Here is a 21,260-nt window from a genome sequence, read left to right on the forward strand (position 1 = left end):
GCGCGATTAAGTTGAAGAATTCCAGTGTGTTGGCAGTGATTCCGGGGGAACGTGACCGACGATTCCGGCATCGTGACCGGTGATTCCGGGATATCACCCAAAATCGGTCACGATAAAACGGAATGAGCGGTCACGTTAGCCCGGAACAGGCGGTCACGTTCAAACGGAATGGGCGGTCACGATGGGCCGGAATATGCACAAGGCCTTTAATGAAGCCCCCTGTATCGTAGACTTCAGCTAAAGCAGCCTTAAGCTGATCGCTGGAAATATTGAAGATATTTGAAAACTTCCGCTCCATGTCGAGAGCAGACCGTACGGGTGATGTTAGGGGTTTAGAAAGCTGAAGCACGAAATGGATAGCAGCGAGCTCGCACTTGGGCAGGCTTAGTAAATCAGGAGGCGCTCCGCCAACCAGAGTATCTACCGTTGCTTCGCTGAGAGGTATGAACCAGCTTAGCTTTTTCATAAAGGCTTAACCATCCTTGGCAGCTTGTTTACCCGCTTGCCACAGTACCGTGATTTTAAGTGGTGAATGTCAATTGGCTTTGCATAGCGTCGTCGAATAATCGCGCATGTGTGAAATGCCTTAGCCAAATGCCGCGTACTGACGAAACGCCTACTCCCCATTGGAATAACACCTTGTGGAGATCCTTGGGTCACCATCAAGAGTAGACGAAAGCAACGCCTTGGCCAGCCGCACTGTGTTTGTCCCGCTAACTAGGCTGTCATGAACCTAACGCCTTAAGGTAGAAATAATCTCTTGCCGAACCCTTGCCTCGGAAATTCCAAGCATGCCATCAGTCTTAACTAATCTATGCAGACTGTCCTCTGGCCAGCCGGATCCATCATCATCAATTGCAAGCCAGCTATCGAATCGGCCTAAGCGATTGAGATAGGTGGCAATTTGTTCATAACGACTTTGTTGATCCCAAAGAACAGTGTCTGTGCTGTTTCGCTTCATAGCAGAATGCCACGTGGCACCCACCAGCCTAGCTGCAAGCGCGGCTGATAACATACCTTTGGCTCGCTGAAACCCTAGGTTCCTAACCCAGCTCGTGGACAGTACGATACCTACTTCAGGGAAGGGTTGGAGCAGTTCTTCAAGCAGCGGTGCCCACATAAACAGAGCGCCCTCAGACAGGAGCTCGATCTGACCATCCACTCGCCTATAGACGGCGTCGGGATGTAAGACACCATCGTAATCGAGAAATAACAGCATCTGGATAACCTGTGCATGATAATAAACCCTCTGAGTAGTACTCTAAGCTGGGCAAGTCCGAATGCCAACGCCATATATGAAGTCATGGGAACCTTCCAATGAGACTTAATGAGCCAGTCTCACCAGTGCTGAGTGTTCACCGCATCCTTCCAGCTAACTTGAACGGAAGAGATTGGGTTTGCTCAGACCTTCATGGACATCTGCCAAAACTTTTGGAACAGCTGAGGTCAGTGAAATTTAACCCCCTCTCTGACAGACTAATATTACTGGGTGACCTGATTGATCGCGGACCCCATTCTTATCAAACCCTACAATGGGTGCTCACCACCCCGTGGTGCCACAGCGTGATAGGTAACCATGAGCTTATGCTATGGGCTGCTGTCCAGAACCCCGAACTCACAAGTAAACGATTAGCCATGGGTGGAGCTTGGACCCACTCGCTGGATAGTGAGGAGCTGCGTATCCTCGCAGAGGCCGTACAGACTCACTTCCCTTTATCCTATAGCGTACCAACAGATATAGGGATGATTGGGCTGGTCCATTCTCAAAGCCCTGTCGACGACTGGAACGAAATGCAGCACATTGTTTTCTCTGAATCATTGGCTAAGTGCTGTACCTGGGCATGGTCGCGTGCCTACCAGCATGGCGAATATATCCAGAATGTGGAAGCTGTTGTCTCTGGTCATATTGGTACAGACAAGATTGTCATACGCGGTAACCAGCTTTGGATAGATACTTTAGAACGGACCGGACAACCAACCCTACTGAGCGCAAAGGAATTACTAGATCTTGTAAGAAGCCGCTAGCCCATCGCCCAGGAACTTGCAATCGCGCTTTAATCACAGGCTGGCGGTGGTTTGCAGCTTTAACCACCTGACGACCAGGCTTATAACCAACCCCAGGCTCGGATGCCGGGTCTGATTCGCCTCTGATCTCTACACTCGAGTTTAGGTACTAATCTGGGCCTCGAAATCAGGCGTGAAACCCCACACTTCACTCCTCCAAGAGATCAATGTCTTCTTCTGATACTCGCTCTTCTGGCACTTCAATACTACCGTACTGTTTGAGGTAGTTTTCCGTTCTGCTGACAACTAGTGGATCAAGACTCATGAACCCAACTGGGACAGCGTGACCGATGGTAGATGAACCAGGCAGATGAATCAAAACACCAGCCGCCACACCAGGCACCAGGAAAATCTCGACTGATTGTGGGGGACTGTCATTCAGGTAATGTTGTTTTTCCGTGAACGCTTTATGGGGGCCTTGTGCGCTGCGCTCAAGCAAGAGTACTGCACTAGGCTTTTGCTCCTCGCTACCAAGCTTCTCAGCGATTTGGTCCTGCACTCGTTGAATAATGGTGGGAAGCACCCTTGTAGTTCCCCAATAAGGCCTACGGGGAGCATGCCAATAAAACTTTCTGGGCAAACAAGTCGCTGGTGTGTAGTTGACGGCTCGGGTTACAGCCAAGTCAAGAACAGCCGAATTGATGGGGGTAAAGAATGGACCTATTATAGCGATAGTTTTCCGTCTCTTCTGAAACTTGTGATCCTTCACCGCAACAGCATCACGCTGGTATCGTTCAACCGAAAATCCGGTTTTAAGAGTGTAGCTCCGGAGAAACTCAGGAGCTAATTCCATCAGTATCTTATAGTCGTCAACGGCGCTCTCTGGGACATGCAACCGTAAATCTTCTACAAATTTTCCAATTGCCGTAGCCACCTGTACCCGGTCATCCAGCTCATGCTCCGGCCGCCACTCAAGAAGATCTGGCTCTCCTTGATGTAAGAATGCTTGAGGAGATTTGACGACCACAGGCACCAAGGCAGAGAACTTATCCCCAGGAGTGACCGAATCTATCGAGTACAATGAACGTTTTAGCAGAGCACGTGACCCCTGCTTGGTGTTTAGCTCAGTAAAGTGTCGCTTGAACGAAGCCGGGATCTGCTCTTTGCCCTTGCTGACTAGCGCGTGGTCAACTTCCAGAGAATGTAAGCAGTGATCAAAAGCAGTAGTCCTAACGGAGTCTTGAGGAGCAAAGGAGATGAGATCGAAACCAAAATTCCATGTACGCTTTTCAACATTGAAGATCTGAGGCTCCTCTCCCCCTGCTACAAAGAGATCCCGCCCCGCGCGAGTAGTCCAAAGCCGACCAGAGTCGCGGCTCACATAGCCAAGGTTGACTGCATCATTGAGCAGGTAAGTCATCTCCTGAGGGGAGAAATCAAAAAACTTGGTAACGTCCGCTTCGGGCATTCCATCCACTGAGTGGATCAATCGTAATAGGAACTCTGTGCTCTGAGACACCTTTCCTACCTCAGCGACTTTATGCTCGATCTTGTAGTTGCGACCGGCTAGCAGCGCATCGTAAACACCAATAACGACATCGACTGACTGTTCATCTCCGGAGGGCAGCTCTCGACTTCTAAGTGTCAAAGTACCTTTCATAATCTCACCTTAGAATCTCTTTGAGCCTTGGATGATGGGGCCGAAGCCTCTTGGGCCGCCCGCTGTCCCTCCAAGAGATCCGACGCCTCTCTGATGACTGCATTTCCCGCTGCAACTTCGGCATCGAAGTTCTTGGCGAGCTCAGCCATGGGTTCGTCCGCAGCCCAGCCATGCTTGGCGCCGACGATGACTAATCTGTCCATTGCCCTGCTTGTGGCCACGTTAATTCGATTCGGTCTTTTCATGAACCCAGACCGGATGGTGGGCTTCCCATCAACGATCCTACCGTCCGAATTATTGCGAACGAGGGATAGAATCACGATGAGGTTTTCCTTCCCCTGATAACTGTCTACAGTATCAATCTTAATCGCCTGCCTCATTACGTTGCTCACACTGGCCACTCGTAGTTTTTGCTTTAAGGCAGTAGCCTGAGCACCATATGTACAAATTACTCCGATTGCATAATCCAAGTCATTACGAGCTTCTAGCCACTGGATAAACTCGGGAGATTTATCCCACTCGGAAATCATCCCCATAATTACCTCAAGCTCTTTAGGATTCGTAAGTGACTTCCGAGACTTGCCGACCTCGGATTTCTGATACCCCTTTTCTTTCAGGTCGTCCGTGTAAACCCATGTCAGAGTATGCTTCAGACTATCAGGAAAGACCTCAGGGCTGTGCTCAGAAACAACCCGTCCCGAGTCAAGCTCACCGTTATAGAATGTGTTCGAGACCATACGACCAATCGGTGGCAGCATCCGGTACTGAGTTGTTATTCTTCGGCCGATCTCTTTTCCAATTGGAGACTCGAAGACTCTTTCGAAATCGCTCTTAACAATCTCGTTAGCGGCGAATCCCGTTTCATCAACAACAGTAGAAACGACTTCCTCCTTGAACCTGGGCTCTAGCTGTTCTTGGTCACCTACAAGCACCACCCAGCTTCCAGCCTGCATTGGAACAGCCAGCTCGCTGGCAGTGGATCGAGCCGCTTCGTCGATCACAACCAAGTCAAACACAGTAGATGTAAGTCCAAGGGAGGACCGCCCCAGTCCAACACAGGTGCCGGCAACGATTTGACGGGTACCCGCAAGGAATGTCTCAAAGCTCCGCTCGGCGGTAGAGACACTTCCGATAATGTCTCGCGTTAAACGCGCTACTGACCTAAATCTAGCCACTAGATCTAGCGAGCAGTTGCTCCGCTTGGCAGCCTTATCAAATACTTCTTCGAGCAACTTTGGATCCGGGAGTGCGGACATGCTCGGCAATTCAATTTCTAACTCATGATCAACGTTTAATGTGTCGAGGGTTTTCATCAAGCTATCAATTCGATCAATGGCTCCGTCACGCTCTGTGTCTTCAGCTAGCGCGTTGATCTGTTCGATAACAGGCCTCACCGTGATCTCGAGCAAAATGAGCGTTGCTGAAACTTCCTGGGGAATTCCGATGGCCCTTGCAGCGACGATCAAGCGATCTTTCAGTGTGGCTTGAAATTTGTCTTTGTAGAGTTGCTCGACGCGTGCAACGTGGAAGGGTAGTAAGCGCTCCGACACGTTGAGTTCCTGCCCTACCCGAATAATGCTTGGGGCTTCCGACAGTGCCGGATAGAGTTTAAGTACCGCCTCTGCCGCGTTATTCACAGCCTCGTGAGATTGACTTGAGAGAAGCACGTTACGTACATACCCTTTGGTCAGCGCATAGTGGATGAGCGCCCCTATGAAACGTGTTTTCCCCGTACCTGGTGGCCCCTGAAGAAGACCGAGCGGCCGGACCCTGAACAGCGCAGCGAAGGCCTCTGCTTGACTATCATTGAAGCCGTAAAGGGACTTAACCTCATCGACATTGACCTCAATTGAGGTTGAACTCACTTGAGCGTTACTGTCCGGATTAAAGTAATCGACCAAATTTCGTACCACAGATTGCTTATTCAGTAGGCGTGTAACGGTAATCCCCCCAAAAAACAGCGGTGATTAGAAGTAGAATTTTCCGTAAGCTATTTGGAGGGAGATTCTGCATGAAGACATCACGTTTTACCGACAGCCAGATCATGGCGATTCTGAAACAAGCCGAGAGCGGCATACCGGTGCCGGAGCTCTGCCGCGAACACGGTATGAGCAGTGCCAGTTTTTACAAGTGGCGAGCGAAATTCGGCGGCATGGATACGTCCATGATCAAGCGCATGAAAGAGCTAGAAGATGAGAACCGGCGGCTGAAAAAAATGTACGCCGAAGAGCGCCTCAAATCCGAGTTACGCAAGGAGGCTCTTGAGGGAAAGTGGTAAAGCCATCTCTTCGCCGCGAGATGGCGCAAAAAACTGTTGCAGCTGGTCGCTGTAGTATTCGCCTGGCCTGTGTAGCCTTCAGTGTCAGTGAGTCCTGCTATCGCTACCAGGCCAGGCTCAACAGTGAGAATTCCGAGATCGCGGACCTTCTGGTTCGGTTGACCCATAACCAGCGCAACTGGGGTTTTGGATTGTGTTTTCTGTATCTGCGCAACGTAAAGGGATACCTCTGGAACCATAAACGTGTTTATCGAATTTATCGGGAACTGGAACTGAACCTGCGCATCAAGCCCCGTAAACGCTTGGTACGCGAGAAACCCGAGCCACTCGCGGTGCCCACGGTAATCAATGCCAGCTGGTCTATGGACTTCATGCACGACCAGTTAGAAGATGGTCGCAGCTACCGGCTGTTCAATGTGATTGACGATTACAACCGGGAAGGTCTTGGCATTGAAGTAGACCTGTCGCTGCCTTCTGAGCGCGTCATACGGGCTCTGGATCAGATCATTGAATGGCGAGGAAAGCCCGTCCAGATCCGCTGTGACAATGGACCGGAATACATCAGTGCTACGCTGGCTGCCTGGGCTGAGAAGCAGGGCATTGCACTGGCCTTTATCCAGCCCGGCAACCCGCAGCAGAATGCGTACATCGAGCGCTACAATCGCACCGTGCGCTACGACTGGCTGGCCCAATACCTGTTCGACTCCATTGAGGAGGTTCAGGAATATGCAACTCGGTGGCTATGGACCTACAATAATGAACGGCCAAACATGGCCTTGGGTGGTATCACGCCCCGACAGAAGTTGGCCATGGTGGCCTGACTCTACTTCTGAGCTCCGCTAATAATGGGGGGATTACCTAACCGCGGCAACCCGTCGATCAATGTTTGCCTGTTCCATATGGCTCTGGAAACGCAGCCTCTCATCCATCTCTACTAAATAACCACTGGCAGGCATCCAGCCCTCTGCATCTACCGAAATAATCTTATCGCTCGAACCGCTCACATCGAGCAATCCGATCTTCCTCCAGCCTTTGTTGCCCAAGCGCTCGACGTATACCCGGTCATTTCGACTGAACTCGAGCGTCCCGCACTCAAGCTCAATTGGAACGATATGAAGTCTGGTTTCCTTCCTGAAACTGCTGATGCCCGATGCCACAGCCTCGATCGTTAACTCTTTTTCGACATCAACAAGCTTTCGCCAAAGGAGGGGGACGCTGGTAGGCTTTTTCTCTAACTGACTATCGACTATTTCGGCTATCGCATCTTCATCGGTCTCTGCTTCAGTAGGCTCCTCTTCCGGCTGCTCTTGATATTCTTCCAGTTCCTCAGCGCCAACTGCTTCCTTAAAATTCGGCCCCAATAGCAAGGCTGAAAAAGGTGTCTCATTGAACAGGTTTTGAAAATCATCAAAGGAATAGGCAACTCCACCCAAAACTTGAATTTCGAGAGAAATCGACCCTAACTGACGCTGGGAAAGAATCTTGCTGTTAAGAAAAGGAATTGGTGAACGTCTTGCGTACTTAATCTGGCCACTCTGTATTGTAAAGAATAGCGCCTCACTCGCACCCCTCAGGTAAAAATATCCTCTATCAAACCCGTAACCGAAGACCCCTTCGTCAGAGAGAATCTCACCGGATGTTGCGCCCGGCAGGCCGATAGTCAGTCGGCGAGTGAGCTTCGGAGGTTCAGGCGATAGTATGTTTTCAATAGCATCAAACAGAGGCAGAAGCGTAGCGTTCTCAAGTGCTTCTCCCCGGCAAACTTCGATCGCCTTATTAATACCCTTCCTGTCTATCTCAGCAATCTGCACACCATCCAACATCTCCGTAATCATTACAGTTACGGCGAAGCGATCGCGCTCGAAGCGCCCCCCTTTCTGGGGCGTATAGGCAGATGACTGAATTTCCCCATCAGCTCCGCATGAAAAATCATGGTAGTCAATGAAGTTGGGTGCGAACGGCTCTCCGGTAATCAGGATGTTCCCGGGCTTTAGGTCTCCGTGAGCAGCACCTGCGTCATGCATCACGATAACGCTTCTAACTAATTCAAGGAGAAATCCAAGAATAGATTCAGGGGCTAGTGTCGCTCGGTCGCCATACAGGACGTGCTCGGCAAGAGTAGGCCCGTCCACCTGTATTTGAGTTATAACAATAGCATCCTGAAGCCAGATAGCATCCTTGATCGGAACGCATGATGGCGGTGGCGAGCAAGATAGTTCCTGAGCCTTTTCCAAAAAGTCGAGTATTCGTGGATAGTCTGCATCGCCGTCACTCCAAGCAGTTCTCTTCCAGAGCTTTACGATCAAGCGCTCTCCATCTTTCTCAGAGGGCCACAACATCACGTAGTTGTCTTCTTTCAGTAGGTCACCAGCAAAAGGATACAGCCTGGATAGCTGGATCTGATTAGCTACCGTTTTGAATTTTTCGAGCCTTTTTAATATGGTAGCGCCATTCACATGGCTGCTCAGAAGCGCGTTAAACCGGTCAAGCATCTCTGCGGCAGTTGAATACCTCTCCGAGGTATCCCATGACAGAGCCTTTTCAAGCACCTCGTGAACCTGACGATAAGTCCCTTCTACGTCGACGTCGGAATTCCAGTGAGGAACCGAGTCGATCAGCTCAGGGCCTATTCCAAATAGAAAAAGATGCATCAGGCATCCGAGATGATAGACATCTTTCTGCTTCGGCGAGAGACTACCGTCAAGCACTTCTTCTGGCGTTACTAAACTGGACAAAAACTGATATCGCGACTCACCAAGCGACCTGGCCTCAGGATATCGGGCCGTCATTAGATGTGAAAACCTTACAACAGAGGGTAGATCTACCCACACACTGTGAGTACCTAGGTCAAGGTGAGCCGCATCGAAGGCATGAAACGCCTGAGCATGCGAAAGCATTTGACGGACAAGCTCCAGGCGCTCTTTAGGACGAAGCGCCGGCAACTCGCTTGGCAGGAACTCTGAAAGCCGCTTCATTTGACGCCGTCTGTCGTAAACTTCCCACGAATCAACCGAGGCCTCAGGATCGAAGGCCTTCACTTGTAGTATTGCTGCATGGCAGTCGGGACTTCTATCGTTAAGCCATGCAATGACGTTACGCTCTCGGCTTGCTATTTCCCCGCGACCCTCCTCCGTCTGAAATCGGGTGTCAGCTTTAGAGAAGTCCCACCGCCGAAGAATTCCAATGGCCTGGGCCGCAGAGTCATCTTGAACATTGAATTCTGCGTAAATACCTGCTGGATGTTCATAAGTTGGACTGCCTATGCCTGTCGCGACGTATCCTCCGTAGCGACGCTTTCCTTCTTGGAAGACTCCATCCCTCACATTGAAAAACTTCTCCAGTCGTGGCTTCCATTCGGCAGAATTGACCGGGCGGGAGAGAAAATCGGGATTTACGGGCGGAAAGTGAGACAGCCTCTTTCGGGTATCAGTGATCGTCGCAACAAATTTCTTCATCGTGAAAACTTGACCGATCTCAGTAGGTGCAATACCGCTAAGGTCTGAACTACCAGTCAGAACAACAACCCCTTCTACGCGAGGAGTCGGTAGTCTGGGATGCTTCGTCCGCCTAGCGAGATCTGCAAGATAATCGCCAAGAAGGATTTTTACCTGCCTCGCATTCTCGATAATCTTTTTGACAGGAGATCGTACGGGGGGCTTACCATTGTGAACCCAATCACCTCCACTACTTTCGTAATGTCCCCGACCATCTTTGAGATCTATGAGATAGATGCGATCGTTGGCAAAAAGAATTACATCGATTTCTCTCGGCCCGCCGTGGGGGAGCGACAAATCCAGATTCGTGTGTGCAACCCAATCTTCAGGAAGGTTACTTTTGAAGTAGTCGATTCCAGGCACTTCACGGGCGTGGATCCCTCGGCCATGGTTTACAATTCTCATGGAAGTCCTTTTCGCATTTTTTCAACGGCTGAAATTTGGGCACACAAGGCAGATTCTATTTGGCCAGTATACAAACGCCCATAGTCAAACACCACACGAACGAGAATGCTTGAGAAGCGTCTCTTCCCGCAGCTAGCTGCTTTCTAGCACTCATTTCCATGACAAATCTTTTTGGCGTGGCTCCTACCGACTCAGCAGCTAATAAAATGATCACTTGAAGCAGGTATAACTATTTTCAGATTGGCCGGTATCGGCTAAATCTGCCGGACGGGACTTAAGCAATATGTAGTCGATCAACCAGGGTTGATCGTGAGACCAGCAGCATTAGCATTCTTATTGCAACAGCGATGATAGAATCAAATCGGGAGCCGAGCAGACGCCATTGACTGCGACTTAAGCCAAGGCGCGGCATCGTTTTCGGCTTTACGATATCCGAGCAAAATTTTATCGCGCTGTTTTAGGGTAGCTTTAATCGCCTTCTTGACGTCGTCGAGAGGAAGCAACTGCGTTAGCGTCGCTCCGCAGCGGGGCCGCTCGTGTTGATTTACAGCCTCTACAAGCAGAGGCCAAAACCGAGAGTCTGCGCAATGCATAAGCAGTATGGCCGCACATTTTGCCTCAGATGAGTCGTTGGTTAACATCATTGCCGATATCCAATGCCGCATTTGCGATAGCCTCAAGATGTAATTTTCGGCTGTTTGCACTACGTTTTCCAAACCCGTGCCACCGTCGCCTAGCTCCAACACTGCAGTATCTAATTCTGCCCTACTGCATCCAGCCCCAGCCAAAAGGAGTAGTCCCCTCCGTCTGAAATAGGGAGCATCTGAATTTATTTCGCGCGCTGCCTGTCCGAGGAGCCATTCTACATTCCCCCCTTGGATGAGTAGTTCGCAATTTGCAAGAACATAGGCGTCGCTCTTAGAAGCATCGATGCGTTCAAGCCAGAGATCGCAGGCTTCGTCAGGGCGAGGATAAGATGAGAGCGCAGCGTCTAGTTCGTCCCCCCCAGCCTGATTATCAATTGAGCGAACAACTATGTCCTCAGTTCGGATTAGTCGCATGAGTTCCAGCCCCATTGAGTCACCAGATCTCAACAACGTTCTAGCAAGTGCGGAAACGAAGCTCCCGATAGACCTTAGACGCTTCCGGTTCTTGGCCTCTTCAATGAGGAGTTGAACTTCAGTCCGGAAACCATGCACTTTGTCGAGCATCGCAACGAGCGTTGAGTCCGACCAATAAGCAGTGTACGCCCAGTTCCCGCGCTCTTCTGCCAACTTCATGGCCTCCCTAAGGGCGTTCTGGAGGTCTGTGAACCGGCGATCAGAAAAGCTGTCCTTTAACGTACCAAGTCCGTCACCTTGATCTAGCCCTCCCCACGTAGATAGCTCAGAGCGAAAGGATACGGTGCTGTCAATTTGACTCCAGTCAACTGAAACGGTGGCCAAGCCTCCCCGACCTGGCGCTTGCGCCTGAACTGTCACTCGCAACTCTGGAGATGGTGGCTCGTGTGGGTCAACCTGCAATCTTAGCCAAGCAATTACATAGCCTGCGAACGCTGTAACTAATCCCTCCAGGCGTTCGCCCGTGACTGTCCCGAGGACCTCTGCACAAGTGGCTAGATCGCACCGGTCCAAGATTAAACGAGCTGTATCTGGTGAATGCTGAAGCAGAAGCCTGGTATACCAATGACTTTCAACATGCGTAGGCTTTTCCGGCAACTGAAGGCTGCTCAACCTACAGAGCACCTCTTTTTCGGGCATCTGGAACAGTAATCGCAACGCGAACCCACGAGCGACGTTCTCCCCATTGTCAAGGGAACGGTCAATTAGTGGCAACCAAACGGTACTTGAAGGTTCTTCCTGTTCAACTGCGTACCAAAGCACTGGTAGCAGTTGATCGTCTGCCTCCGCAAGACACGCTATCTTTTGCTGAGCCTCAGCCGATCTCAGTTGCTGAAACTCATTTGCAAAGCTCTCCAGATGAGCCCTGGATTCACCTCGCCGCAGAAGCTCTTTTACCTGGTCTTGCGGCTCCATTGTTGCCAAAAGCATGCCGAACATGAAGAACTCTACTGTCCTTAGCTCATCGGTATCGTTGCTCGCCGTAGTGATTATCCGCTCCCACGTCTGGCGGATCGATTCAACCTCAGTGGATCCGAGCAAACTTACGTAGCTGTTTGCAGCAAATACCCAAGAATAAATAGCTTCGTCTTGCCGCTGATCGATTGTCCGGATAAAGTCACGAACCTTGGAGGCGTATACATCTCTGCAGAGTCTACAAAGCAGCGGCTCTAAGAACGTCCACTCGTGATCTTCCGAAGTTTGACCGCGAGTTATATGAAGACCCACTGTCGAAAACTTCTGCGCATGCGCCCGCAACTCGGACACAAAATCAATCGGATATTCAAACATTGGATCAGACGCGTACTTGCTAGCAGCCTCCATCTTCGCCCAGAATCCGACGTCAGCTTCCATCAAAAAGCTAGGAAGTTCTTCTCGGGTTGGGTTCATATAATTAAGACCTAGGCCATCACGCCGCAATGTCTCTTCGGCTTCTTCCCGCGCTGACCTTAACTGCACAGCATATTCAGCAGCAGCCGCAGACTCTAAAAGGACTCTTTTGATTCGACGCTTGCCGTCGGCTGACACCAAGGTAAGCATATCCACCCGCCGGAGGGCTGCCCCCACTTGCTGGGTAAGCACAGACCTACTCGAACCCAAAATCCAACCGCTGACGTTGCTTCTTGAAGTCAGCATGACCGAATCGGCGATTAAGCTGTTGAACGCAATTTGGAAAAATGTTTCACGATCCGCTAGTGAAATCACGGCCAGGGCCAGTCTCGCGAGCCGAAGGAGCCGTTGGTTTTCCACTCGAGTGAGTATCACGGAGCCGTCTTCGGTAAGTTGAACTCGGCCGAATGTGGGAGCTGTTGCGTGAACACTTGCACTAGACCGGGCAGCTAACTCTCCGGCATCACGACGATAGAATTCACCGTGCTCATGTATAAAGCTCGACCAGCGAGCAAGCACGTTCACAATCGCACTTCCAGAACTTGCATTTTTTGCGATCTGTATGAGCCCATCCAAAATCATGTGCTCAATGGCGGAATCCGAGCCCGGCACCGCCCACAACTCTTCGGCTACTTGAGCAATGACATGGGGCCGCTTCGATGCGAGCGCGATAACGCCCTGTACCGAGGTCTGTTGAGCGTTCTGGCAGTCTAAAAACTCCAGAGTGAGCGCAACAGCAACCTCCTCTCGCATTTTATCATCAGCCAACGCCTTGTAAGACGCCGATGCGCATATTTCTGCGGTGAGTGGATTTCTCTGCGTGTCATGCAGAAATACACCAATCTGCTGACGCAATTCAGTAACCGTTCCAGCAGCTAACGCGAGAGTATCAATTAAAAGAAGGCCCAGCCCTTCAACAAGGTACGGTCGCTCAAGAACTAACGCAGTTCCTTCCTGGCGTAGCACTCCGCCAGATGCGAGCTCGGACAAGGCTTCAAGCACATGTGGATTAAATGCAAGTAAATCCTTCAACTCACCCGAAGTGACCCGCCGACTCATCTCTTTGGCAAGGTGTCGCAGAACACTCTCAAATTCATCGGGTGCTACTGGATAGTCCATACGCCTGCGGTAAAGATTTTTCCAAGCGTGATACTGAAGCATCTCAACTGTGAGCTCGTTCGCATGACCCCCTTGTCGCAAGTACGCTAGCGCATCTGCCAGATAGCGGGGTTTTCTAGCAACAGGGCCGAGCGCCCAAAGCTTTTCAACAATCTCCCGTGGCTGACTTTGCATTGCAACAGCGAACTCTTGTTCGTTAAACCCAGAGAGATCAACCTCCGTAGCCTGAAGGTTGAGTCGAGGCTTAAGCTGCTTGCGCCAGGTATCTGCCCTGCACGTGATGACAAGCAATATCTGAGGCCCCGCTTCCGCTACTATATTCGCTATATAATCTGTCCAAAAAGTGATGTCATGCCTCTCATTGATACCATCTAGGACGATGATTCCGCATGCGTCCGACGTAATACCAAGCCACCTTCGAATCTTAGGAAAGAAGATATCTTCTTCGGATGTTTGCAACTGGATAACAGCAAGTCGTGCTAAGTCTTTTAGGCCTCGCTCGGGTTCTACCCCGTTTCCACGGACGGTTATAAAACGGCTGTGAGCTTCCGATCCTGAACAGCAACTCTACGTCGCATCCTGGGGTTATGGAACCGCTCGATGTATTCAAACAGATCAGCTCTTGCCTCGTCCTGCGTACGGTAACGCCGATGGTGTACTCGCTCTCGTTTTAGCATGCCGAAGAACCCCTCACAGGCTGCGTTGTCTCCGCAATGGCCAACCGCGCTCATGCTGCTGACCAAATCGTTACTGCCTAGATATCGCTGGTAATCACCGCTGGTAAACTGACTGCCTCGGTCTGAATGCAGTATTACTGGGGTTTCGCCCTGACGTTGCCAGACAGCCATTTGAACAGCTCTGATTACCATCTGCCGATCCTGCCGGTGGTGCATAGACCAGCCAACGATCAGCTTGCTGAATAAATCCAGAACCACGCAGAGAAATAGTTTTCCTTCCTGGGTGGAGATCTCCGTAATGTCAGTGACCCATTTGGTATCAGGTTCCAGTGCGGAGAAATCCCGTTCAAGGTGATTTTGAATACCTTGTGGCCGATTTGATGCGCGTCCGAGGCGTCCTCGCTTCCTACGGGGCCACCCCTGAATGCCGTGCTTGGCCATTAGCCTTGCAACACGATTCAGGCTGGCTGCAACGCCTTCGGCAGCCAAGTCTTCGTGCATTCGGGGCGACCCAAGCATTCCGCCACTGTCATCGTGAATCTCTCTGATACGCGACAGCAGACGGTCGTTCGCTCTTGCCCTGCTGGACTGCGGACGAGATGCCCAAGCGTAATAGCCGCTGGCCGATACCTTCAGGCAACGACACATAAGACGTATCGGGAAAAGACTGCGACAGTGTTGAATCGTCTGATACCTCAGGACGACTCCTTTGCAAAGAACACTGCCGCTTCGCGCAAAAAATCACGTTCCTTTTTTACCCGTGCCAGTTCCCGCTTCAAGTGGGCAAGCTCTTCGTCACGCGGCGTTCCCGAGCCCTTGAAGGCCTTGCTTGGCAATTCTTCGGCTTCACGCGCCCACCGGGACAACAGGTTGGGATTAATTCCAATCTCTAAGGCCACCTGGCGGCAATTGGCACCTGGCTGGCGAGATAGCGCGATGGCTTCGCGCTTGAATTCGGGGCTGTATCTTCTGCGTTTGGACATGAACACTCCTTTGGCACATTGTGCCTTTTTTCAAAAGTGTCCGCAGTAACGGGGTAGAACCCCTCTTTACTCGCGGAAGACTTAAACCAGAAGACCGGGGGAGCTGATGGTTTGGAAATTAACGCCCGTACCCAAGTGGCGACTGCCCAAGACTTACCATTACCTTCATCACCTTGTACGACACATATCCGCGGAGCTCCGCTGTCCCGTGAAGGCGATGCGAAGGCGTCTAGTTGCTGTTTTACGACGGGTCTAGGAACGTTTACTGGTGTCTGCTCGCCTGAGGTCAAGTGAGCATTTAGTTTCAATCGGCTGGTTTCCTCATTTTCTAGCGTGCTGCATAGTGATGCATTCAACCTTGAGCGAAAGCTCGGCAACCCCACAGTCGCGCTATCGAAAGCTTTTCTGATTCGAGCTAGAGCGTCGTTGAATCCTTCTCTTTCCCGCACTCTCCTTAGATACTCTCGGGTAGTAGCCTCGATGGCTTCGCTGCCGGAACAGAAGGAAACAACGTCATCACCGAAAGCGGCAGCGAGGTAGTCAAGATCCGCTGGTTCAGAAAGAGTGCCACAAGAGAGAACGAAAAAATCGGCGCCCATTTCCCGAGTTTTCTCCGCTAGCCACTCTACCGCCGAGGCATCCACAGAGCGCGTAGTAGCCAACACCCACATATCAAGACCTGGCGCTGCATTTGCCGAGATCTCGATTTGCGTGCGCAACGCTCGTTCATCAAGAGAACTTGACTCTTCGTATCGCTTGCACTCTATAAAAATGCACTCGGCTGCGCTGACACTCGAATCAGCATCGCGACCTTGTTGCGAACCCGCCCTTCGTACGAGGAAAGGCACGCTAGTGAGCTTTGTAAGAAGTTTGGCAATAAGTCCTTCAAAGCCTGATTGACCGCTTGCTGGCAATGACTGGAGCACTTCAGCAAGTTCGCTGATTGCAGGCTTCCTTAGGGAGGAGCGTGTCGAATTCGAGCTCGGTTTTGCTTTTCTCTTTATTTTTGCCACGGATACTGCGCTCCTCAGGCCTAAGCCAGCCGACCTGCCGGCTTCGTGTTGATCAAGATTTGTGGGCGTCCGGTCTTGAGTGGATGCTTGGCAGCATGACGCTGCTTCGCCATCGCGCCTTGGAATTTGGTTAGCAGAACACATAAATCTACGGCAAGCGCCCCTGATATGCTTAGACTATAACCTCCAGGACATTGAATGCCCCATACTTGCCAGTGCAAATGGCAAAAATGGACAAGGACTAAACGTGTGCGTACGAAACTAGGCCTCTAAGCTGTAACATCTGAATTAAATCTGCCTGCCGAATATTGGGAATTGCGATGGAATGCTTCCGAATCGATGAAAGCGGTTACACCGGCTTCGACCTGCTTAACCCTGAGCAACGGTTCCAGGGGGCAGCGGCCATCGCCATCGACGATGACCAGGCCAGGTGCTTGATCCGGGAGCACTTTCCCAAGCTGAAGGCGGACGAACTCAAATATCGGGCTCTGGCACGCCGCCCAGCCAACCACCCGCGTCTGTTGGCGCTACTGCGCGACATGCTAACCCAGCACAAATGCGTGACATACGTCTGCGACAAGCGCTTCCTTCTGCTGCTAATGTTCTTGGACTACGCGGTCGAGCCGTTCTACTACGAGCGCGGGATCGACTTCTATAAAGATGGGCAGAACTATTCGCTCGCATCGCTGCTGTATGCCACAGGGCCAACGCTCCTCGGGGAAGGCGCTCTTGACCAGTTGCTGGCCTGTTTCCAACGCGCAGTAAAGGAGAAAAGCCCAGGGACACTTGCCAATTTGGTCAACGCCGCTCGTGCCTCGCGCTGGCAGGGACTGCCAGAAGCACTGGGCCCCTTGGCGCAGTTTGCGGCACCGGAATGCCTGCAAGCGATATCCACCCCTGGTGTAACTACAGACGCCGCCCTCGTGGTACTGCAGTCGCTGATCAGCCGAATGGAAGTCATCGCCGACGGCCCCTATCGGGTCGAGCACGATCAGTCCAATAACCTGCTCACTTATCACGACTTACTACAGCGCTTTATCCACCACGAGGAGGCGATCACGCTTCGCCAGTCGGAGATCGCGAGCATCACATTTCCACTCAAGCTCCAGTCGGTGACACAAGTTGACTCCAAGACAAGTCCAGCGGTGCAACTGGCGGACGTAATGATCGGCGCGACCATAGAAGCAGCGAACACGCTCACAGAAAAACGCCACGGGACGCTGGATGCTCAGCGAGTCTTGGCCCTCTATGCAGATCATCAGTTGATCCACATGCTGCCTTCGATCGACTTCGAGGAACAGAAACGCTTCCGCAAGGGGACCCAGGCGGCGCAGACAATCGACTATTTCGCCCGGCACTTCCATAAGCCATAACAGCGGATAGAAGTAAAACCTGATCGCACGCCACATAGCGAGAGGCTGATTAACACCGTCACGGACGCAGCCGAAAGCGTCTTTCTATTTAGAGGGTTGCATGGCAAGCATTCATTCGGAGTACCACCGCTTCATTTCACACTTGATGCAACGAGAGGTGCACGACGACGTTCGCCGGCTCGCGCACTTGATACTCAACCATTTGCAGCCACTTTCGGAGGTCGGTTCCGCGCGCCGCGGACGGTCAACGCGCCTCGCTCCGCTGGCGGTGACGCATCTGGCGCAGATACCTGTCGCGTACGGCGGGGATGCTGGCGGGCCTGAAGCCGGTCCAGCTCTGGGTCGCCTGCATCAGCTTGAAGTGGGACCCTTTCGCGGGTTCATGCGGCAGGAAACATTCGATCTCAGCCATGACATCACCCTGGTCTACGGTGCCAACGGTACCGGCAAGAGCAGTTTCTGCGAGGCGCTGGAACTGGCGATGCTCGGCACTATCAGCGAGGCGCAGGTTAAGAGGGTGGACCAGCGCAACTACTGCAACAACGCGCGCCTGCGCCGCCATGTCGCCCCAGTGCTCTCGGTTAGGGGGGCAGACGAAGTCGAGGTCGTGCAGCCAAAAGAGTCTGAGTACCGCTTCTGCTTCATCGAAAAGAACCGCCTCGACGACTTTGCTCGCATCGCAGCACGGACCCCTGGCGATCAACGACAGCTCATCGCAACCTTGTTCGGCGTAGATCAGTTCAGCGAGTTCGTGCGCGGCTTCAATCCTTTGCTCGATCAGGACCTCATGCTAATCGGGGCCCAGGCTTCTCAACTGGCACAGCGTCGCCTGCAACTGGCGAACTCTGAACAAACGATCACTGACTATCCGCAAAAGATCGCAGGGATCGAGGCTCTAGAGCACGCTCTAGCACAGCGCATGTCGCCTGGTGCGACGTACCTGGGCTGTGTCGAATGGTTGCTTGGCACCCCGCAACAACAGGGACGACTGCCGTATGTACAAGCCCAGCTCGATGCGGTTCCGCCTGCCATCCACGAGGTAACCCAGGCCAAGCTGCAGGCACTGCTGGCAGAGTCCTACCGTCTCCAGGGCCTGTGGCAGGAATCTTCCGGGCAGCTCGCGAGCCGCGCCGGCGAAGTGTCGTATGCCAAGCTCTACGAGGCGGTGCTGGCCTTAGCCGACGGGGCAACGGCTTGTCCTGCCTGCGGGACAGGGCTGGCCAATGTGGCTCAAGACCCTTTCGCCAAAGCGCGCGCTGGCCTGGAGCAACTTGCACAACTGGCCGACCTTCAGCAGCACGAAGCCAGCCTTCGGACTCAGTTGAGTGAGGCAGTGCGAGGACTATGGGACGAGATGCGTCGCGTGCTCGCGGTTGCTGCGAACATATGCCCTGCGGAACTACAGGCGGCGGGCCTGCCTGTGCTGCCTGCCACCGCGGCAGGCAACTGGCTGGGCGCCTGGGTTGATGTTGAGCGGTGCGCCTGGAACGCTCTGCTGCAGATCGCCGAAATCATCGGACGCATGGACGCGCAAGCTCGCGAAGTGCATGACCAACGCGGCACATTGGCCCAGGAGCGGGACAGGTTGGACCTGTATCGGTTGGAGATCGAACGCCTGCGAACGATGCGCACGACGGCGGATCAGGAACTGGCCGCAGCCCGCCAGACAGTGGCCCTGTTCGACGAGGTGAATCGCGAACTGATCCAAGCCGTCGCAGCAGAAGTGCCGGTGGTGGCGCACCATCAGCGGATCAAGGCCGCCTACGACAGTTTTCTGCCAGAGATCCAGGCCTATTTGGCCGCACTGCCGGGTGCGCTACTTCAAGGCTTGGGGGAACAAGCCCGCAATCTGTACAACGCATTCAATCGTGGTGATCCGCCCAGCGACCTGTTGCATGCGCTGTGGCTTCCGGTGGCAGAGAACGGCAAGATCGAGGTGGAGTTTGCCGGAGAACCGGGCGTGCGCTATGACGCGCTGATCGTCTTCAGCGAAGGACATATCAAGTGCTTGGGCCTTGCGATTCTGCTGGCGAAGAACATTGCACAAGGCTGCCCCGTGGTCATCTTCGATGACGTGGTTAACGCGATCGACGATGACCATCGCGATGGTATTTGGCGCACTTTTTTCGAAGACGGTCTATTGGACGGAAAGCAAGTCATTCTGACTTCGCATGCAGAAGAGTTTCTGCATCGGATCCAGCAGGAGCTGGGCGCGCAGCGCTCCGCGGCCATAAAGCGCTACAAGTTCTTGCCGCATAATGGCGAACATGAGTTGCGTGTCGACACCGCCCCGCCAACAAAAAATTACGTCCTGCTGGCCCAGCAGGCATTGGCGGATGACGAGAAGCGCGAAGCGCTACGTCAAGCGCGACCCGCTCTGGAGAGCCTGACAGATCGCATCTGGATCTGGCTGGGTCGTCGCACCGATGGGCGCATTGAACTCAAGCTCGGGGGACCACGCTCGCCTTGGGAGCTAAATAACAAATGCGCCAAGCTGCGGTCAGCTGTTAACCGCACCACACATCAGTATGCTGGCTCCACAGAAATCGTTGTTGCCCTAGACCGCCTGCTAGGAATAGGTCCGGGAAGTATAGAGTGGGGTTATCTCAACAGCGGTGTGCATGACTCGCAGCGCGACCACGAATTCGACCGTGCCACCGTACGAACAATTGTGGAATCTGTCACGGCATTGGACGCGGCGTTAGAGGCACTTATTACTCGCTAATTGGATTGCGCCGCTCTTTTTGCTTTAACGATTTATCTCAACCTCCAGGCTAGGCAGTGCAGAATCTTAAGCAGGAGGAAGGACTGAAGAATACATCGGGCCTGTGTAGTTGATCGGTTCCCCGTTTATTTCCTCGGCCATTCGATTTTTCGCGTCCATCCAAGCCTGAAATACTTCGACACGCTCGTGGATTAGGGGGTGATTATCGGTTGATGCCGCTGTCAGAAACGCAATCGCCTGGCCCACCTCGACACAAGCCAACAATGCAAAATTTACATACCAGCTATTCCGACCATAAACGCCAGTCAGCTCAAAACCATGCAAGTCCTCACCAATCGACCCGGTGTCCTTCAAGTGATCAATCACTGATTTTCGGTTAGGGTGAGCGCCAAAGTCGATCGAAGCGTCGTAGTAGGCCTGTACGTACTCGGCCATTCCTGAATTGATCGCCTTGAGCTCTTTCACAGCCTTCGCCACGGTGAACGCGTCCCGGCAATCTTTATGAGCGGTCTTGGAAGCATGCCGCTGAAACCAGATGTCGGCCTTCTTCTCGTCACGAGCAATGATGAATGCATAGCATGCCGATTCAAGCGCAGTGCGAGTAATCGGAAACGTTGACACTACATGGCCAGACAGCGCTTGGCGGACACCGCTCAGGAGCATGGTGTAAGAGTTCATCACCAGCACGCCGGCTGTTGGGCTCGCGTTAAACTCACGGCCGAAGATCTCTTCTTGGAATATCCGATCCATCTGGTCAACCAAGTACATCAACTGAGGAGGCTCAGCTGCGTGATCCTGCGCGTTCTCGAGAGTTGCTACTAGGTAGTCCTGCAGGGTACCTGCATTGAATTTCATGATGCTTCGTCCATGTACGCAAAATTAAGGCGATAGGATTACAATACACGAAGCATCGTCCTGCGAAATTGGTTTTTTGGCAATTGTGAGCTCATGTTGGGGCGGCTCGTCGCTCTAGAAGGCATCGAGGTCGATACTCAGCTTGCACATTGGCCGGTAAGCCT

General features: G+C 52.5%; 13 protein-coding genes. 4 read left to right on the forward strand and 9 right to left on the reverse strand.

The window, feature by feature from the left end; genetic code table 11:
* Positions 1 to 130 precede the first annotated feature (130 nt).
* Together EAO82_RS15180 and EAO82_RS15185 are read right to left on the reverse strand one after the other, a co-directional pair.
* Entirely contained in the window at positions 131 to 466 is a 336-nt protein-coding gene (locus tag EAO82_RS15180) for a hypothetical protein (RefSeq protein ID WP_096345067.1), read from the reverse strand.
* 267 nt (positions 467 to 733) lie between these two features.
* The gene (locus EAO82_RS15185; RefSeq protein WP_096345068.1) at positions 734 to 1,219 is read right to left on the reverse strand and encodes an HAD domain-containing protein; all 486 of its coding nucleotides are present in this window, start codon (positions 1,217 to 1,219) and stop codon (positions 734 to 736) included.
* 98 nt (positions 1,220 to 1,317) lie between these two features.
* Between EAO82_RS15185 and EAO82_RS15190 the strand changes: the two genes are divergently transcribed.
* Positions 1,318 to 2,025 carry a metallophosphoesterase gene (locus EAO82_RS15190; protein WP_096345069.1) on the forward strand — a complete coding sequence of 236 codons (708 nt, stop codon included), beginning with the start codon at positions 1,318 to 1,320 and terminating at the stop codon, positions 2,023 to 2,025.
* A gap of 187 nt (positions 2,026 to 2,212) precedes the next feature.
* Here EAO82_RS15190 and EAO82_RS15195 read toward each other — a convergent pair whose 3' ends face one another.
* Together EAO82_RS15195 and EAO82_RS15200 are read right to left on the reverse strand one after the other, a co-directional pair.
* On the reverse strand, positions 2,213 to 3,664 hold the full coding sequence (locus tag EAO82_RS15195) for a hypothetical protein (protein ID WP_096345070.1): 1,452 nt from the start codon (positions 3,662 to 3,664) through the stop codon (positions 2,213 to 2,215).
* The gene (locus EAO82_RS15200; RefSeq protein ID WP_179298434.1) at positions 3,661 to 5,565 is read right to left on the reverse strand and encodes a DEAD/DEAH box helicase; all 1,905 of its coding nucleotides are present in this window, start codon (positions 5,563 to 5,565) and stop codon (positions 3,661 to 3,663) included. The genes EAO82_RS15195 and EAO82_RS15200 overlap by 4 nt, the downstream gene beginning before the upstream one ends.
* A 110-nt stretch (positions 5,566 to 5,675) precedes the next feature.
* Here EAO82_RS15200 and EAO82_RS15205 point away from each other — a divergent pair.
* Positions 5,676 to 6,763, forward strand: a protein-coding gene (locus tag EAO82_RS15205; protein ID WP_096348146.1) for an IS3 family transposase whose coding sequence is annotated in 2 segments (ribosomal slippage) — positions 5,676 to 5,931 and positions 5,931 to 6,763 — 1,089 coding nt in all. Because the reading frame shifts where the segments join, the coding sequence is not laid out codon by codon here.
* A gap of 33 nt (positions 6,764 to 6,796) precedes the next feature.
* On the opposite strand, the gene EAO82_RS15210 is transcribed toward EAO82_RS15205, so the two are convergent.
* From EAO82_RS15210 to EAO82_RS20820, 4 genes are all read right to left on the reverse strand, one after another.
* A complete protein-coding gene (locus tag EAO82_RS15210; RefSeq protein ID WP_096345086.1) occupies positions 6,797 to 9,841 on the reverse strand; it encodes an NERD domain-containing protein in 3,045 nt (1,014 codons plus the stop codon).
* A 356-nt stretch (positions 9,842 to 10,197) separates the two neighbouring features.
* Positions 10,198 to 13,761 (reverse strand): hypothetical protein, encoded by a 3,564-nt coding sequence (locus EAO82_RS15215; RefSeq protein WP_143520269.1) that lies wholly within the window; start codon positions 13,759 to 13,761, stop codon positions 10,198 to 10,200.
* A 236-nt stretch (positions 13,762 to 13,997) separates the two neighbouring features.
* Positions 13,998 to 15,130 (reverse strand): IS3 family transposase gene (locus EAO82_RS15220; RefSeq protein ID WP_153274270.1). Its coding sequence is split into 2 segments (ribosomal slippage): positions 13,998 to 14,890 and positions 14,890 to 15,130, totalling 1,134 coding nucleotides; the frame shifts between segments, so codons are not numbered across the junction.
* On the reverse strand, positions 15,037 to 16,143 hold the full coding sequence (locus tag EAO82_RS20820) for a hypothetical protein (protein ID WP_174958906.1): 1,107 nt from the start codon (positions 16,141 to 16,143) through the stop codon (positions 15,037 to 15,039). The genes EAO82_RS15220 and EAO82_RS20820 overlap by 94 nt, the downstream gene beginning before the upstream one ends.
* Before the next feature lie 320 nt (positions 16,144 to 16,463).
* Here EAO82_RS20820 and EAO82_RS15225 point away from each other — a divergent pair, with 320 nt between their 5' ends.
* Both EAO82_RS15225 and EAO82_RS15230 read left to right on the forward strand, forming a co-directional pair.
* Positions 16,464 to 17,516, forward strand: a complete 1,053-nt coding sequence (locus EAO82_RS15225) for a DUF3800 domain-containing protein (protein ID WP_096346802.1) — start codon at positions 16,464 to 16,466, stop codon at positions 17,514 to 17,516.
* Between the two features lie 100 nt (positions 17,517 to 17,616).
* Entirely contained in the window at positions 17,617 to 20,241 is a 2,625-nt protein-coding gene (locus EAO82_RS15230; RefSeq protein WP_096346801.1) for an AAA family ATPase, read from the forward strand.
* A 66-nt stretch (positions 20,242 to 20,307) separates the two neighbouring features.
* Here the strand turns inward: EAO82_RS15230 and EAO82_RS15235 are convergent, their stop codons facing one another.
* Complete coding sequence (locus EAO82_RS15235) at positions 20,308 to 21,096, reverse strand: hypothetical protein (RefSeq protein WP_096346800.1); 789 nt, start codon at positions 21,094 to 21,096, stop codon at positions 20,308 to 20,310.
* Positions 21,097 to 21,260: the final 164 nt, after the last annotated feature.

The organism is Halopseudomonas pelagia (genome assembly GCF_009497895.1).
In the GTDB taxonomy this organism is placed as follows: domain Bacteria; phylum Pseudomonadota; class Gammaproteobacteria; order Pseudomonadales; family Pseudomonadaceae; genus Halopseudomonas; species Halopseudomonas pelagia_A.

Bases quoted from the DNA above. Each gene is read 5' to 3' on its own strand.
- EAO82_RS15235 (WP_096346800.1), bottom strand. From the start codon at position 21,096: ATGAAATTCAATGCAGGTACCCTGCAGGACTACCTAGTAGCAACTCTC.
- EAO82_RS15195 (WP_096345070.1), bottom strand. From the start codon at position 3,664: ATGAAAGGTACTTTGACACTTAGAAGTCGAGAGCTGCCCTCCGGAGAT.
- EAO82_RS15230 (WP_096346801.1), top strand. From the start codon at position 17,617: ATGGCAAGCATTCATTCGGAGTACCACCGCTTCATTTCACACTTGATG.
- EAO82_RS15225 (WP_096346802.1), top strand. From the start codon at position 16,464: ATGGAATGCTTCCGAATCGATGAAAGCGGTTACACCGGCTTCGACCTG.
- EAO82_RS15190 (WP_096345069.1), top strand. From the start codon at position 1,318: ATGAGACTTAATGAGCCAGTCTCACCAGTGCTGAGTGTTCACCGCATC.
- EAO82_RS15180 (WP_096345067.1), bottom strand. From the start codon at position 466: ATGAAAAAGCTAAGCTGGTTCATACCTCTCAGCGAAGCAACGGTAGAT.
- EAO82_RS15210 (WP_096345086.1), bottom strand. From the start codon at position 9,841: ATGAGAATTGTAAACCATGGCCGAGGGATCCACGCCCGTGAAGTGCCT.
- EAO82_RS15185 (WP_096345068.1), bottom strand. From the start codon at position 1,219: ATGCTGTTATTTCTCGATTACGATGGTGTCTTACATCCCGACGCCGTC.